The sequence below is a fragment of the Serratia odorifera genome, assembly GCF_041448735.1.
Lineage (GTDB): Bacteria > Pseudomonadota > Gammaproteobacteria > Enterobacterales > Enterobacteriaceae > Serratia_F > Serratia_F odorifera.
On sequence record NZ_JBGMUT010000007.1, the window covers coordinates 133,693 to 148,716 of the forward strand.

13 protein-coding genes are annotated in these 15,024 nt (G+C 56.6%); all 13 read right to left on the reverse strand.

What is annotated here, in order from left to right; genetic code table 11:
• Nucleotides 1-45: 45 nt before the first annotated feature.
• The 13 genes from srlD to trhP all read right to left on the reverse strand — a co-directional run bounded on the left by srlD (nucleotide 46) and on the right by trhP (nucleotide 14,988).
• On the reverse strand, nucleotides 46-825 hold the full coding sequence (gene srlD, locus ACCC84_RS17300; protein WP_004959835.1) for a sorbitol-6-phosphate dehydrogenase: 780 nt from the start codon (nucleotides 823-825) through the stop codon (nucleotides 46-48).
• Between the two features lie 10 nt (nucleotides 826-835).
• Nucleotides 836-1,198, reverse strand: a complete 363-nt coding sequence (srlB, locus tag ACCC84_RS17305; RefSeq protein WP_004959837.1) for a PTS glucitol/sorbitol transporter subunit IIA — start codon at nucleotides 1,196-1,198, stop codon at nucleotides 836-838.
• A 37-nt stretch (nucleotides 1,199-1,235) separates the two neighbouring features.
• Nucleotides 1,236-2,225 carry a PTS glucitol/sorbitol transporter subunit IIB gene (gene srlE, locus ACCC84_RS17310; RefSeq protein ID WP_004959838.1) on the reverse strand — a complete coding sequence of 330 codons (990 nt, stop codon included), beginning with the start codon at nucleotides 2,223-2,225 and terminating at the stop codon, nucleotides 1,236-1,238.
• Nucleotides 2,226-2,240: 15 nt separating this feature from the next.
• Entirely contained in the window at nucleotides 2,241-2,789 is a 549-nt protein-coding gene (gene srlA, locus ACCC84_RS17315; RefSeq protein WP_004959842.1) for a PTS glucitol/sorbitol transporter subunit IIC, read from the reverse strand.
• Nucleotides 2,790-3,046: 257 nt separating this feature from the next.
• Nucleotides 3,047-4,096, reverse strand: a complete 1,050-nt coding sequence (gene fbaB / locus ACCC84_RS17320) for a class I fructose-bisphosphate aldolase (protein ID WP_004959843.1) — start codon at nucleotides 4,094-4,096, stop codon at nucleotides 3,047-3,049.
• Nucleotides 4,097-4,501: 405 nt separating this feature from the next.
• Nucleotides 4,502-5,188, reverse strand: coding sequence for a GntR family transcriptional regulator (locus tag ACCC84_RS17325; RefSeq protein ID WP_371902111.1), 687 nt, complete (start codon nucleotides 5,186-5,188; stop codon nucleotides 4,502-4,504).
• Between the two features lie 140 nt (nucleotides 5,189-5,328).
• Nucleotides 5,329-6,663: an MFS transporter gene (locus ACCC84_RS17330; protein ID WP_004959848.1), complete on the reverse strand. Its 1,335-nt coding sequence runs from the start codon at nucleotides 6,661-6,663 to the stop codon at nucleotides 5,329-5,331.
• Nucleotides 6,664-6,723: 60 nt separating this feature from the next.
• Nucleotides 6,724-8,187: a mannitol dehydrogenase family protein gene (locus tag ACCC84_RS17335; protein ID WP_039991846.1), complete on the reverse strand. Its 1,464-nt coding sequence runs from the start codon at nucleotides 8,185-8,187 to the stop codon at nucleotides 6,724-6,726.
• A 97-nt stretch (nucleotides 8,188-8,284) separates the two neighbouring features.
• Nucleotides 8,285-9,679: an MFS transporter gene (locus tag ACCC84_RS17340; protein ID WP_371902113.1), complete on the reverse strand. Its 1,395-nt coding sequence runs from the start codon at nucleotides 9,677-9,679 to the stop codon at nucleotides 8,285-8,287.
• Nucleotides 9,680-9,908: 229 nt separating this feature from the next.
• On the reverse strand, nucleotides 9,909-10,922 hold the full coding sequence (locus tag ACCC84_RS17345; RefSeq protein ID WP_371902136.1) for a Zn-dependent oxidoreductase: 1,014 nt from the start codon (nucleotides 10,920-10,922) through the stop codon (nucleotides 9,909-9,911).
• Nucleotides 10,923-10,936: 14 nt separating this feature from the next.
• Nucleotides 10,937-12,151, reverse strand: coding sequence for a starvation-sensing protein RspA (rspA, locus tag ACCC84_RS17350; RefSeq protein ID WP_198773681.1), 1,215 nt, complete (start codon nucleotides 12,149-12,151; stop codon nucleotides 10,937-10,939).
• Between the two features lie 181 nt (nucleotides 12,152-12,332).
• On the reverse strand, nucleotides 12,333-13,232 hold the full coding sequence (yegS, locus tag ACCC84_RS17355; RefSeq protein WP_371902115.1) for a lipid kinase YegS: 900 nt from the start codon (nucleotides 13,230-13,232) through the stop codon (nucleotides 12,333-12,335).
• A gap of 403 nt (nucleotides 13,233-13,635) precedes the next feature.
• Nucleotides 13,636-14,988 (reverse strand): prephenate-dependent tRNA uridine(34) hydroxylase TrhP, encoded by a 1,353-nt coding sequence (gene trhP, locus ACCC84_RS17360; RefSeq protein WP_004959866.1) that lies wholly within the window; start codon nucleotides 14,986-14,988, stop codon nucleotides 13,636-13,638.
• Nucleotides 14,989-15,024: the final 36 nt, after the last annotated feature.

The window sequence follows — 15,024 nt, forward strand, 5'->3', positions numbered from 1 at the left end:
TTATTGCGGCACGGCGCCGCGGGGGGAGCGCGCCGTGCCAGCGGGTTAGAACATCACCTGACCACCGGTGATGTTGATTGATTGGCCGGTACAGTACGAGGCCTTGTCACTGGCATAAAACAGCAGGGTGTTCAGGACGTCCTGATAGTCGCAGCCGCGCTTGAGCGGCACTTTATCGATATAGTATTGTTCCACTTCATCGGCCCTGATGCCCAGTTTTTCGGCATATTGCGGCAGCAGCGACTGGAACATCGGCGACTTCAGCAGATTGCCCAGCATCAGCGAATGGACGGTAATGCCGTACTCTGCCAGATCGAGCGCCAGCGACTGCGTCAATCCCACGCCGCCGAACTTGGCCGCGCTGTAACCGGAGTTATGCTTGCTGCCAACCTTGCCGGATTTGGAGTTGATCTGAATGATGCGGCCAGCCACGCCGTCGCGGATCATCAAACGCGAAAACTCCCTGGCGCAGAGGAAATAGCCGACCAGATTGACCTGCAGCGATTGGTCAAAATCCCCCAGCAGAAAGTCGGTGATCGGCGCCGCCTTGGCGATGCCGGCGCTGTATACCAGCAGGTTGACGCTGCCGAATGTCGCGTCCACCGTATTGGCCAGGGCAATAACACTGTCCTCCCGGGTGGCGTCGACCTGCAGGCCGATCGCGCGGTCGGCGCCGTGCTGGTGGTTAATCTCCTGCGCTACCCGCTGCGCATTGTCGAGGTTCAGGTCGGCTACCGCGACGCGATAACCTTCCGCCGCCAGCCCCTGGCTTAGAAATGCCCCCAACGTTTGGCCTCCGCCAATCACTACGGCTACTTCAGACATGGTCTACTCCTTATGCGATAAATTTCAGCGTACTGCCTAACGGGATATCTTCCGGCACCGGTCCGGAAACGTGAATTGAACCGGGAAACTCCGCCTGCGACTCGCCGTCGAAGCGCACGGTGACGTGGCCTAGCTCACGCAGATTTTGCGTGGCGACGCTGCCGACCGCGGTGATGGAATAGCGGCGTTCAGCCAATTCCATCATGCCGCCGGCCCGCAATTCACCGGCGGTATCGCCGTGCCGATGGATAAAACAAAATGCTTCGATGTCGGCTGGTGCCCCTTCGCGGAAGGTGATCAGCATGTCATCCTGCAATGCGTCACGCGCGCAGTCGCCGATACGGGTAATGGTGGTTTGGAAAATAATCTGCATTACTGGCCTCTGGAATCTGCATGCCCTACGGCATGGGTTACTGATAAATAAAGGCGGAGGCCGCCCAGGCGATTAACACCGTCGGCGCCCCGGTCAGGAAACGGCCGACCAGCACTGACGGCACGCCGACGCGCACCGTGTCCTGTTTGGCTTCCGCCAGCGACAGCCCGACCGGAATAAAATCGCACGCCGCCTGAGCGTTAATGGCAAACAGCGCCGGCAGCGCCAGCTGCGGGGGAATATGGCCCAGGCCGATCTGCACGCCGACCAGTACGCCGATCACCTGAGCGATCACCGCGCCAGGGCCAAGAAACGGCGACAGCAGCGGGAACGAACAGATCAACGCCAACGTCACCAAGCCGAACGGACTGTTGGCGAGCGGCGTCAGGCCGTGAGCAATGAAATCGCCGAGCCCGGACGCCATGATGATGCCGATCAGCGCCGACACGAACGCCATAAACGGCAGAATGGTTTTTAATACCGTGTCGATGGTGTCGCGCCCGGCCTGAAAGAACACGGCCACCACCGACCCCATGCCCATACCAACCTTTGCCAGCAGGCCGTCGCTTTGTTCGGTGATTTTCTTGCTGGTGTCGTAATCGCGGGGCGCCGCTGCCGCAGGGGATGGCGGCGTTGGCGGCTGCGCCTGCGTGGCGGTGTCATCAAGCAGGGTGATATTGTTTTCACGCACCCCGGAAACATAAATATCCTCGAGGATAAACTGCGCCAACGGGCCAGATTGACCTGTGGCATGAATATTAACCGTCGGAATTCGTCGTTTAGGGTATAAGCCGCAGCGCAACGTACCACCGCAGTCAATCACCGCCACGGCGATCTCGTCTGCTGGTGGCTCGCCGTCCTTGAAACCGTCTACTGCCTGCCAGCCGGTCAGTTGGCTGATGCGATCGACGATCGCCGGCCGGGTACCGGCGGTGATGTAAACGATTTTTTTGCCGGCAACCACCGGCAGCTCCAGTGGACCGCCCCAGCCGCTGGCGCCTTTTTCAATACGAAGGTAAGCACTCATGGTGAACTCCACGGATTAAAGTTGAACCTGACGATCCAGACGGATCCCCATTTTGCGTTCGAACAGGCTGGTGGTCAGATCGGTGAGCCAGCCGCGGAAGAAGTTGGTAAACAAGCCAACCAGGAAGTAGCTCACCGCCAATGGCCCCAATGGCAACCCCAGCGTGGTCAGGCCGCTGGCGATGCCGAGATAGACGAACAGTTCGCCGGGGTTGATATGCGGGAACAGGCCGTTCATCGAATGGCAGCTGTAGGACGCGGCGGCGTAATAGCTTGGCTTGTATTTTTCTGGCATAAAGCGGCCGAGGCTCAGCGTCATCGGATTGCAAAAAACGAAGGTGCCGATCAGCGGCAGCAGCAGATAGCGTGCCAGCGGATTACCGGCACAGCGCTGTGCCAGTCGTTCTATGCGCTGTTGGCCAACAAACTTTATCAACGCGTTCATGATAACCAACAAGCTGATCAGTAAAGGTAAAATCCCGGTGACCATGCCGACGAACACCTCGCCGCCTTTTTGAAACAGGCCGATAAACCATTCGGCTCCGTGGGTGATTAACGCAATCATTATTTTTCTCCTGTAGTAGTGTGATGGCGCGGAGCGAACAGCGGCTCGATTGCCATGTAGGTTACGTTAATCATTTTTTAAGCATATTTGTTTTAAATAGATCACAGTTTGAAAGATAAATATTTTATTTTAAAAGTTAATAACGAAAGGAAAGAAAATAACCCCCCAGGGAGAGGGAGAGTAAGCAAACGGCAGCCGCGGATTTGGCACAAAAAAGCCCGGTCGAAGCCGGGCTGAAGGGGGCGGAAATGCCAGATTTAGGCGATGGTGACTTTTTGGTCGAGGTAGGTGTCCTGCACGGCATTGATCAATGCCACGCCGTCTTTCATGGATTTTTTGAATGCCTTACGGCCAAGTATCAGCCCCATACCGCCGGCGCGTTTGTTGATAACTGCCGTGCGCACCGATTCTTGCAGGTCGTTTTCGCCAGCGGCACCGCCGGAGTTGATCAGGCCTGCGCGGCCCATATAGCAGTTTGCCAACTGGTAACGCACCAGATCGATGGGGTGGTCGGTGGTCAGCCGGTCATAGACACCATCGTCGGTATAGCCGAATTTGACTGCGCGGTAGCCGCCGTTGTTTTCCGCCATCTTCTGCTTGACGATATCCGCACCAATGGTGGCGGCAATGTGATTGGCCTGGCCGGTCAGGTCGGCGCTGGAGTGGTAATCGACACCGTCCTTGTTAAACGACGGGTTGCGCAGATAGGCCCACAGCACGGTGACCATCCCCAGCTCATGCGCGCGTTCGAAGGCGATGGAAATTTCTTCGATTTGGCGGCGCGATTGCTCGGAGCCGAAATAAATCGTGGCGCCAACCGCCACCGCACCCATGTTGAAGGCCTGCTCTACGCTGGCGTACAGCGTCTGATCGTACTGCGTTGGGTAGCTCAGGGTTTCGTTGTGATTGAGTTTGACCAGGAACGGTATTTTGTGGGCGTAGCGGCGCGAAACCGCTGCCAGCACGCCGTAGGTGGAGGCGACGCAGTTGCAGCCGGCCTCGATTGCCAGCTCGACGATATTCTTCGGATCAAAATAGAGTGGGTTGGCGGCAAACGATGCGCCGGCCGAGTGCTCAATCCCCTGATCGACCGGCAGTATCGACAGGTAGCCGGTACCGGCCAGGCGTCCATGGTTGAACAGCGTTTGCATGGAACGTAATACGCTATTGGGGCGATTGTTATCGATCATCACCCGATCGACAAAATCGGCACCGGGCAGATAGAGATTTTCAGCAGGGATGGTGGTACAGCGGTGTTGCAACAGGTCTTCCGCTTCCTTACCTAACAACTGTGCAATATCAGTCATGATTAACTCCCGTTAAAGCTTCCTCATACGCCGGTAAAGCGAGGTTCTAAGCACCGGCATAGTGAAAAAGCGGTGATTGAAGCTGTTATACCCTGACGCATTGAGGTTGCATCGAGACGGCAAGCCGGACGCTTGGCGCCAGCCGGGTAACGGGAGTGAGCGACACAGTAGCCGCACATCGACGTGAACGCGGCGGGTTGTGGCTCCTCGGATGAGGCTCACCCATGTGCTGAGTCACCAGGCAATGACGATGCAGCTCCAACAATGACGGGTATTGAACGATATTAATGAAATCCCGTGGGCAAGGAGAAACAATAGATGCGATTGAGAAGAAATGCCATTTACGCGGTTAAAATTCGCCTGCTGGGGTGTCTATTTACGATAACATCGTTTTTCTTCAACGGGTTATTCCGCTTCGAACCAGTCGGTATTTTGCAGAGCGATCGGCGTGATCGAGTAGATCATTTCTTGCAGATGATCGTGAATCGCTCGCTCGGCGGCGTCCGGGTCGTGGGCTTTTAGCGCGTCAAAAATACGATAATGTTGCTGGATCAGGTTTTCCGGCGGCGAGACTTCGCTCAGGCTGAGAAAACGCACGCGGTCCATGGTGGCCTTGATGGTTTCGATAGTTTCCCAGGCCAACGGGCAGTTGGCGATTTGCGTCAGCAACTGATGGAATTCGTCGTCCAGCAGCAGAAATTCCCGGATCTGATGGTGTTGTGACGCCAGCGTTTGTCGATGCAGATTGTGTTCCAGCAGCAGTAGCTGCTGTGGCGCAATGTTAACCGCCACCCGGCGGATAATTGCGCATTCCACCGCCTGGCGAATAAAACGGCCGTCGGCCACCCGTTTGGCGGAAATTTTCATCACGAAGGTGCCGCGTTGCGGCAATATCTGCACCAGACCGGCTTCGGCCAGTTTAATGAAGGCTTCGCGTACCGGCTGGCGTGACACGCTGAAACGGGTTGAAATTTCCTTTTCCGAAAGCAGCGTCCCGGGAGGAATGGTGCAATCAACGATATCCCTGCGCAGAAAGCGATAGATCTGTTGATTTACCGGCACATTGTTCGACAGGCTATAGGTGTCAGGCATGGCAATAATCAATAACCAGGACTCGATTGGGGTGCCACCATACTAGCAGATTATTGTATATCTGCGGATGCATTAATCGACAGGCTAAATTTCTTCTGTCCGGCTCGCAGCGTCAGAAACTGCGAGCCGCTTTGCGGGCATCAGTTGGGGTGCCAATCCTGGTATTCTTCTTTGCGTCGTAACGGCGCGGTTTCTGGCATCAGACACAGGCCGATGGCCGAAACCACGCCCAGCACAATCATATAAATCGCCAGACCGTAGTAGTGCCCACCGGTGATTTGCAGAATTTTCACTGCCACCAGGCCAAGAATACCGCTGCCAACCAGGGAGCCTATCTGCCAGATTAATGCAATGCCACTACAGCGGATACGCGTTGGAAACAGCTCGGGGAAAAAGCTGGCCTGTGGGGCATAGCACATGCTGTGGCCAAGGGTTAATGCCAGGATCATGGCAATTTGCGTTATCAGGAAGTTATCCATGCCAATCGCCAGGAAGAACGGCACGATGCCGATCGCCAACAGCAGTGCGCCGGCAATGTAGACCGGTTTTCGTCCGACCCGATCCGACAGACGCCCCATTAACGGAATTGCCACGATTTCCAGCATCACCGCCACTATCATCGTTTCCAGCAAGATGCTTTCGTTAAGATGGTTGGCTTTGCCATAGGCCAGCACGATAACGGTGAACATGGCGAACGCGCAGGCTTCGATCAGCTTGGCGCACACCCCCTTGACGATCAGGCCAGGATAGAGGCGGACAACTTCGACCACCGGACGTGACTCCACGGCCTTGGTCTGGCGGATTTGGTCAAATATCGGTGACTCATCGATCTTGAGCCGAATAAACAGGCCGACGATAACCAGTAGCAGACTGAGCAGGAACGGAATACGCCAGCCCCAGTCCAGCATCTGTTCCGCCGACAGGCAGGCCGTCAGCAGCGCAAACAAACCGGACGGCAGCAGAAAGCCGGCTGGCGCGCCGATCTGCACCCAACTGGCATAGAAACCGCGGCGTGGCGGTGGTGAATATTCCGCGGTCATCAATACCGCGCCGGCCTGTTCGCCACCGACGCCGAAACCTTGCAAGATACGGATAAAGATCAGTGCAATGGGGGCCCAGATACCTATGGTTTCGTAGGTGGGCAGCAAGCCGATGCAAAACGTTCCCAGGCCAACGATCAGAATGGTGATCACCAACGCCTTTTTACGACCCACCTTATCGCCGATATGTCCAAAGACGATGCCGCCCAGTGGGCGAGCCAGAAAGCCGACGGCATAGGTGGCGAACGCCGCCAGCGTGCTGATTAACGGATCGGCATTCGGGAAAAACAGCTGGCCGAAAAATAATACCGCGGCGGTGCCGTAGGCAAAAAAGTCATAGTATTCCGCTGCGGTACCGATGGCAGACGCGCTGGCGACTCTTTTTAGCGCGGCGGTATCGCCTTTTGCAACGGCGACGTGGGAAATTTGCGTCATGATCACCTCTTGGATATGTGCGATTTGCCAGGGTTGTCGACACGGATAGCCCGTCTGCCGCTAGCGGTTTGATAAACCACCGACGCTCTCTTTGGCGCCGTGGGTCAACAGGGTCAGATAGGCCTGGGTGACGGCCTCGACAAAGGCCGGTTGCGCGGGTAAATCCCGGCCAAATACCGTGTCCATCTGCAGTAATGCCCGTACGCGCGGCTCGCCTTCCTGGCTGGTGGCGACGCGGGTGGCAATCTCGTCACTGCGCGGATCCTGAATCTCGAAGGGCTGACCCTGCTCGTCGATCCCGCCGACATAGCGCATCCAGCCGGCTACGCCCAGCGCCAGACAGTCAAAGCAACTGCCGTGCGCCAGATGCCAGCGAATGGCATCGAGCATGCGTTGCGGCAGTTTTTGCGTACCATCCATGGCAATTTGCGCGGTGCGATGCTGCAGTGCGCCGTTGCCGTAGCGCAGCAGTAATGAGTCGGCGTACAGGGCCAGATCCACGCCCTGCACCTGCAGCGTGGGGGCCTGTTCAGCCAGCATCAGCCGGCGCGCGGCAACGACGAAATGGGGATCTTGCATACAGTCGCTGATGTGCGCATAACCGGCCAGGTAACCCAGATAGGCCAGGAAGGAGTGACTGCCGTTCAGCATGCGCAGTTTCATTTCTTCATATGGCAGCACGTTATCCACCAGTTCGGCGCCGGCTTGTTCCCAGGCCGGGCGGCCTTGAGGGAAGCGGTCTTCGATCACCCATTGGCGGAACGGCTCGCAGGCGACGCCGACCGGGTCGGCAATGCCGCCAAGCAGGTGCTGGATACGCTGTAGGGTGTCGGGCGTGACTGCCGGCACGATGCGATCGACCATGGTCGACGGAAAGGCCACCTGCCGTTCAACCCAGCTTGCCAGCTCGGCGTCCTGCAACTGCGCCAACTGGATGACGACATTACGCGCCACGCGGCCGTTTTCCGGCATGTTGTCGCAGGACATCACGGTGAACGGCGGCAAGCCGCGACTGCGGCGCAGGCGTAGCGCGGCCAGCAGCAATCCCGGCGCCGACTGTGGCCGTGACGGATGCGTCAGGTCATACACAATCGCCGGGTGATCGGCCAGCAGTTGTCCGCTGGCGGGGTGGTAGCAATAGCCTTTTTCGGTGATGGTCAGTGAGACAATGGCGACCTGGGGGTGAGCCATGGCCTCCAACACCGCCTGCACTCCGTCGAGCCGTAGATGCAGCGCCTGCCTGACGACGCCGATGGTCTGGCTGTGCCAGCCGCTGCTGTCCATTTCTGCCACCGAATACAGCAAATCCTGCCGCTTGAGATCGCTAATCAGCTGCTCGCCGCCGACCAGATTGACCGTGCAATATCCCCAATCGCTGCCATATTGGCTGGCCAGCAGATCGGCAAACACTGCCTGATGGGCGCGATAAAAAGCGCCAAAGCCAAGATGTACCATGCGTGCAACCAGCCGGTTGCGATCGTACGATGGCCGCGCAATTGACGTCGTTAAATCGTTAGCATTCATTATTAGCCCGCCGTAGAGTGCCGGCGATCGAGACCGGCACGTTGATGACAAGATGCACCGTGGCGCGGGGCTGGTATTGGCTGCGCCCCGCAGTGGCTCAATAGCTTTGTGCGCTTTTCACCGCGGCGCTCGACGCAGCTTCTGCCGCATCTTCAAGCAGGCTTAAATCACGATCCTTGACCTCCGGCATCAGCAGAGCCGAAATCAGTCCGACCACCGAATAGGCAACGATCATCACCACGATCGGCCACCACGAGTCGACCATATTGCAGAAAATGCCGGCCAGCAGCGGGCCGAAACCTACCGCCACCAAACCGCCGGCCTCCTTGGCAATCGCCATGCGGGTAAAGCGATTACGTGAGCCGAACATTTCCGCCATGGTGATGTTTTCCAGCGCAAACAGCCCCAATACCGCAACGTTGTGGATCACGATGATCGACACCATGATGATGCTGACGTCATTGCCTTTATCGACAATCAACGACAAGGTCGGGTAGGCCAGAATAATGGCGGAAATGCTGACGATGATATAAGGCAGCCGCCGGCCGAATTTGTCGGAAAGCCAACCGAGTAGCGGAATGGTAATAAAACCGAGTATCGAGCTTATCATCAGCGCATCGGTAGGAATGCTCTTCTCAAACAGCAGGGTCTGGACCAGATAACCGGCCAGGAAGGTCTGGATCAGGCCCGAGTTGCCCGCCTGGCCGAAGCGCAGTCCGGTGGCCAGCCAGAAGGATTTGCTGGTGAACATGGCACCAAGCGAATGGGTGTTGTCAACAGGCATGGCATTGGCTACGGCCCCGTCACTGCTGTCGTTGACCTTTTCGAACACCGGACTTTCCTTCAGGTTCATACGCAGCCAGATGGCAAAAATCATTACTACTACGCTGGCCAGGAACGGGATACGCCATCCCCAGGCCAGTAGCTCTTCCTTGCTGAGCCAGAAGAACATGAAGGCCCAAATCGCCGTGGCAGACAGGGTTCCGCAGTTGGTGCCCATGGCGACCAGCGAGGAGATAATGCCGCGTTTACCTTTCGGCGCATATTCGGCCAACATGGTGCCGGCACCGGATATTTCCGCGCCGGCTCCCAGCCCTTGAACAATGCGCAGCAATACCAGCAGCAGCGGCGCAAAGATGCCGATCTGGGCATAGGTTGGCAAAACGCCAATCAACGTGGTGCAGACTCCCATCATGGTAATGGTGATAAACAGCACTTTTTTGCGGCCAATGGTGTCGCCCATACGACCGAAAATAAACGCGCCGACGATGCGGGCGATGTAGCCGGCGCCATAGGTGCCCATGGCGAGAATCAATGCCATGGCGGCGGATTGTTCCGGGAAAAAGATCTCATGAAAAACCAGTGCGGCACCGAGCGAGTAGAGCTGAAAATCCATAAATTCCAATGCGGTACCCAGCCAGCCGGAAACGGCGGCCTTGACCAGATCGCTGGTATTTCTTTTGGGTTGGGCCGTGTTCTGTCCTATATTCATATTCCTGTTCTCTATTGTTGTTCGTTTTATCGGGCGATATCTTGGCTAGCGTCCGGCACTCCCTGACGTAACGGGCTTGCTCGCGAGCGAAAAGGCGACCTGACGATCCGGTGGTGCTGACCAGCCGCGTCGACAACGATTGGATCATCAGGGTTTTACCTAACCAATTGATAAAGCTGTGTTATTTTGCAAATAGATACAGCAAACTTTCGGGCACAGAGCCTGTTGCCTAGAACTGCAGCAAGACTTTGCAGCACTGCTGCTGGTCTTTTTCAAAAACGTTCATGGCATCAACCACCTGCGTGTATGCAAACTGATGGGTAATCAACTTTTCAGGATCGATTTTTCTGTTGCGCATCCAGTCAATAACCTGCGGGAAGCGGGCGCTGTTAAGGCGCGATGAAAATATCGACAGCTCTTTACTGGTAATAGCTTGCTGGGACAGGGTGCAGGGATCGCTGGAAAACCCCATGATGCCGATGCGTGCCGCCGGCGACGCCAACTGGATGGCTTCGGGCAGTATGCCTGGGTGGCAGGCGGCGTCGACAATCAGCGTCGGGCGGATACCCCGTTTTGCCAATGCCTCCGCCAATGACGCCTGGGTATTGTCAAACACCCAGTCCGCACCGTTTTCCTGCGCCATTGCCAGCCGCTCGGCGATGCGATCGACAACCATCACCTGGTGCACGTTATAGACCCCTTTCAGGGTCTGGATCACCGTCAGTCCCATTGGCCCGGCACCGTAGATCAGCGCCACGTCCTGTTCGCAGGGTTGTAGATGAGCGGTGATATTGGCGGCGATGGTGAAGGGTTCGACCATCGCGGCATGGCGATCGCTGATGTCGTCGGGAATAGGGTAGGCATTGCGCGCCGGAGCGCAGGCGTAATCACTGAAGCCGCCGTCGCGATGCACGCCGATGACCTGCAGGCTGGTACAGACGTTGGGCCGGCCTACCGAGCACGGGTAACAATGACCGCAGCTCACCACCGGATCGATCGACACCCGCTCGCCAAGGCGCGTATCGCTGACCTCGCTGCCGACGGCGTCGATCACGCCGAAGAACTCGTGGCCGATCACCCGCGGATAGCGGGCAAACGGGTTGTGGCCGTGATAAATGTGTACGTCAGATCCGCAGATCCCGGCGAATTTCACCTTGACCCGCACTTCGTCGGCGGCGGGGTGAGGCAGGGCGCGTTGCTGGATAACCAGCTCACCCGGTTGTTCAATCACTACGCTGTGCATGTTCAATTCTCCTGTTACCAGTTCCATAAGGTGCCGTCTTCCAGACGCGCCACCGGCAGGTAAGCGGGGTCATACGGATATTTGGCCGCCAGTTTTTCATCGAACTCGATGCCGATACCCGGTTTTTCGCCCGGGTGCATATAGCCGTTGTCGAAGCGCCAGCTGTGTGGGAACACCTCCAGCATTTGCTCGGAATAACCCATGTATTCCTGTACGCCAAAGTTCGGCACCCACAGATCAAAATGCAGCGCCGCCGCCATGCATACCGGTGACAGATCGGACGGGCCGTGCGATCCGGTGCGTACCTGATACAGCGAGGCAAAGTCGGCAATGCGGCGCATGCCGGTGATGCCGCCGGCGTGTGTCAGAGTGGTGCGGATGTAGTCGATCAGCTGTTCTTCGATCAGCTGTTTGCAGTCCCAGATGCTATTGAATACTTCACCGACGGCAATCGGCGTGACGGTGTGTTGACGGATTAGCCGGAAGCATTCCTGGTTTTCTGCCGGCGTCGGATCTTCCATCCAGAACAGGCGGTATGGCTCGACGCTTTTGCCGAAGCGCGCTGCTTCGATAGGCGTCAATCGGTGGTGCATGTCATGCAGCAGGTGCTGGTCGAAACCGAATTTATTGCGCACCGCTTCAAACAGTTTTGGGGTGAAATCGAGGTATTTTTCCGTCGACCACAGCTGTTCTTCCGGCCAGACGCCCTTGGTGGCCGGTTCATACGCCTGGCCTTTGCCTTTGGCCATGCCGTAGGTGGTCTTCATGCCCGGTACGCCGCACTGGACGCGAATCGCCTTATAGCCCATTTCCTGGTGTCGGGCGTAATCGTCCAGCACTTCGTCAATCGAATGGCCGGTGGTGTGGCAATAGACCATTACACCGCTGCGTGAAGCGCCGCCCAGCAGTTGATACAGAGGCATATTGGCGGCTTTGGCCTTGATATCCCACAGCGCCATATCGACGGCGGAAATTGCCGACATGGTCACCGGCCCGCGGCGCCAGTAAGCGCCTTTGTAGAAAAACTGCCAAATATCCTCGATCTGATGGGCGTCGCGGCCGATCAACTGTGGGCAGAGATGATCCTTCAGGTATGAGGCGACCGACAGCTCCCGGCCGTTCAGCGTGGCGTCACCCAGGCCGGTAATGCCGTCGTCGGTGGTGATTTTCAGCGTGACAAAGTTCCGTCCTGGGCAAGTAACAAATACCTCTGCATTAACAATTTTCATCATTTCCACTTCCTGACTGGCAACGTTGCGATGCGCAAAAAATACGCTATGAACTAACTACCATACAAGTATGATTTATCGATTTTGCCGGCAGGGATCACACTTCGGCCCGTCGGAGCGATAGGCCGTCAGCAGGGAAAGCAGGGGATAAAGGCAGGCGCCGAGCGGGCGCCCGTCGGGTTTAGCCGAGTAATTGACAGTTAGGTGGCAGGCGGCATTGCAGCGCGTGTGGCAGTACTTCGATACGGAAGTGGGTGCCTTTCAGCGGTTCACCGTCGAGGTTGAAGGTCATGGTATGCGGAGCGTCAATTTCCACCCACGGCAGCGATGCGCCAATGACGTTTTTGTTTTCTTCGCCGTTGAACAGACTGGCGATCAGCGCCGGCAGCAGCTCATCGGCAATCAGCAGGCGTAACTGCAGCAGACCGTCGTTGATCAACGCATCCGGGCATAGCTGCTGCCCGCCGCCCGCCTGTTTGCCGTTACCGATGCCGATCACCATCGCATCGCCGGTCCAGCTGAAATCCGGGCCGCGAATTTCGCAGCGGTCGGCTTTCAAGGTATCCATGCGCAGCAGGCCGTGAATGAAATAGGAAACGCCGCCCAGCGCCGCTTTCAGTTTTTCTGGTGTTTCGGTGGTGATACGTGCGCCGAAGCCGCCGGTAGCCATATTGATAAAGTAACGATCGTCGTTGACCTTGGCCAGATCGATCTGTACGGCGCGGCCCTTGATCGCCAGATTCAGCGCCTGTTCTGGCACTAACGGGATATTGCACGCCATGGCGAAATCATTGGCGGTGCCCAGCGGCAGGATGCCCAGAATCGGACGTTGCTGCTCGGGAAGGGTGACAAGTGCGGCGGCAACTTCGTTAATGGTGCCGTCGCCACCGCCGGCAATAATGTTGCTGACGCCGAGTTTTACCCCTTCTGCGACGTAACGCGCGGCGTCCCCGTATTCCCAGGTGGCGCGTACGTGCAGGATTTCACCCGCTTCTCTCAACGTGTGAACGGCAGCGCGCACCAGTTCATCGCCGGCACCTTTACCGTTGATGATAAGCAGCGTTGGCGCGTGTTGACTCATTTCCGAACTCCAGACCCAATCATGATGGGGTAAACGATAAACCACAAGCCGGCGCTAAACCATCAGAATATTCAGTTAACAGTGCCGGTTAGCAGGATTTAAACGCGGTTTTATTTTACTCAAGGAGAAATAATATATCGATTTAGCCCGATGGGATATTAATACAATAAATAACGTGGATGACTAAAATAATTTGTCTGGTCGGTTATTGACGGAAGGCAACAAAGAAAAAGCCAGTCCAAGGGAGATTGGACTGGCTAAGGAGGTGGTTCCTAGTATTGCTATGCAAGTATTTTCGTTATTGGTTTTAAGCAGCCTGATATTAACCAGGCTGGCAAAAAATTGATGTGATCCAATTCTAATATTTGCCAAAAAACCGCGCCACCGACCGTGGCGTGGCTCATCAGGCGCTCGGATTATTTCCCTGGGGTAAATTACGGATCAGCAACGCATATTCCAGCTCGATATCCGGTGGGATCGGTAAATAAACAATGTGGCCGTTACCCGGAGCCACGTCTATTGCCTGGTCTTTTTTATTGCGCATGTTTTCCAGTGTAAACTGGATGTTGCCACCCGGCGTCATCAATTCAACGTTGTCGCCACAGGAAAATTTGTTTTTTACGTCGACTTCGGCCCAGCCGTCGCGGCGTACGCCGGTGAATTCCCCGACAAACTGCTGGCGTTCGGAAACAGAAGAACCGTACTCATAGTTTTGCTGCGATTCATGGGTATGGCGGCGCAGGAAACCCTCGGTATAGCCGCGGTGCGCCAAGCCTTCCAGCGTAGTGAGCAGCGACGGATCGAACGGTTTGCCGGCGGCGGCGTCGTCTATCGCCCGGCGATAAACCTGGGCGGTGCGGGCGCAATAGTAAAACGATTTGGTGCGACCTTCGATTTTTAACGAATGCACGCCGAGCTGCGTCAGACGTTCTACGTGCTGGATGGCGCGCAAATCCTTGGAGTTCATGATATAGGTGCCGTGCTCGTCTTCAAACGCGCTCATATATTCGCCTGGTTTCTGCGCTTCGGACAGCATAAACAGCTGGTTGGTCGGCGTGCCGATGCCCAGCGTCGGCTCGACGGTTTGCAGCGGGATGGGTTCATGTTGGTGAACAATATTGCCCGCGTCGTCTTCCTTGCCGGGTTCCGCCTTGTATTGCCAGCGGCAGGCGTTGGTGCAGGTGCCCTGATTCGGGTCACGCTTGTTAATATAGCCAGACAGCAGACAGCGGCCGGAGTAGGCCATGCACAGCGCGCCATGGACGAAGATTTCCAGCTCCATGTCCGGCACCTGGCTGCGGATTTCCGCGATCTCTTCCAGCGACAGTTCGCGTGACAGAATGACACGCGTCAGCCCCATCTGCTGCCAGAACTTCACCGTCGCCCAGTTGACCGCGTTGGCCTGTACCGACAGGTGGATCGCCATCTGCGGGAAGGCTTCGCGCACCATCATGATCAGGCCAGGGTCCGACATGATCAGCGCGTCCGGGCCCATCTCAATCACCGGTTTCAGATCGCGTAAAAAGGTCTTCAGTTTGGCGTTATGCGGCGCAATATTGACCACGACATAGAATTTTTTGCCCAGCGCATGGGCTTCGTTGATGCCGAGCGCCAGGTTTTCATGATTGAATTCATTGTTGCGTACGCGCAGGCTGTAACGCGGCTGGCCGGCATAAACCGCATCGGCACCATAGGCAAAGGCGTAACGCATGTTTTTCAGCGTTCCGGCGGGGGAAAGGAGTTCCGGTGTAAACATGAGGGTTCTCAGTCTGATTTCAGGTCAGTACCGCGC

Excerpts from the sequence above, each read along its gene's own strand:
- fbaB (WP_004959843.1), bottom strand. The coding sequence starts at position 4,096 with ATGACTGATATTGCACAGTTGTTAGGTAAGGAAGCGGAAGACCTGTTG.
- trhP (WP_004959866.1), bottom strand. The coding sequence starts at position 14,988 with ATGTTTACACCGGAACTCCTTTCCCCCGCCGGAACGCTGAAAAACATG.
- srlA (WP_004959842.1), bottom strand. The coding sequence starts at position 2,789 with ATGATTGCGTTAATCACCCACGGAGCCGAATGGTTTATCGGCCTGTTT.
- srlB (WP_004959837.1), bottom strand. The coding sequence starts at position 1,198 with ATGCAGATTATTTTCCAAACCACCATTACCCGTATCGGCGACTGCGCG.
- rspA (WP_198773681.1), bottom strand. The coding sequence starts at position 12,151 with ATGAAAATTGTTAATGCAGAGGTATTTGTTACTTGCCCAGGACGGAAC.
- ACCC84_RS17325 (WP_371902111.1), bottom strand. The coding sequence starts at position 5,188 with ATGCCTGACACCTATAGCCTGTCGAACAATGTGCCGGTAAATCAACAG.
- ACCC84_RS17330 (WP_004959848.1), bottom strand. The coding sequence starts at position 6,663 with ATGACGCAAATTTCCCACGTCGCCGTTGCAAAAGGCGATACCGCCGCG.
- ACCC84_RS17335 (WP_039991846.1), bottom strand. The coding sequence starts at position 8,187 with ATGAATGCTAACGATTTAACGACGTCAATTGCGCGGCCATCGTACGAT.
- yegS (WP_371902115.1), bottom strand. The coding sequence starts at position 13,232 with ATGAGTCAACACGCGCCAACGCTGCTTATCATCAACGGTAAAGGTGCC.
- srlE (WP_004959838.1), bottom strand. The coding sequence starts at position 2,225 with ATGAGTGCTTACCTTCGTATTGAAAAAGGCGCCAGCGGCTGGGGCGGT.
- ACCC84_RS17340 (WP_371902113.1), bottom strand. The coding sequence starts at position 9,679 with ATGAATATAGGACAGAACACGGCCCAACCCAAAAGAAATACCAGCGAT.
- ACCC84_RS17345 (WP_371902136.1), bottom strand. The coding sequence starts at position 10,922 with ATGCACAGCGTAGTGATTGAACAACCGGGTGAGCTGGTTATCCAGCAA.
- srlD (WP_004959835.1), bottom strand. The coding sequence starts at position 825 with ATGTCTGAAGTAGCCGTAGTGATTGGCGGAGGCCAAACGTTGGGGGCA.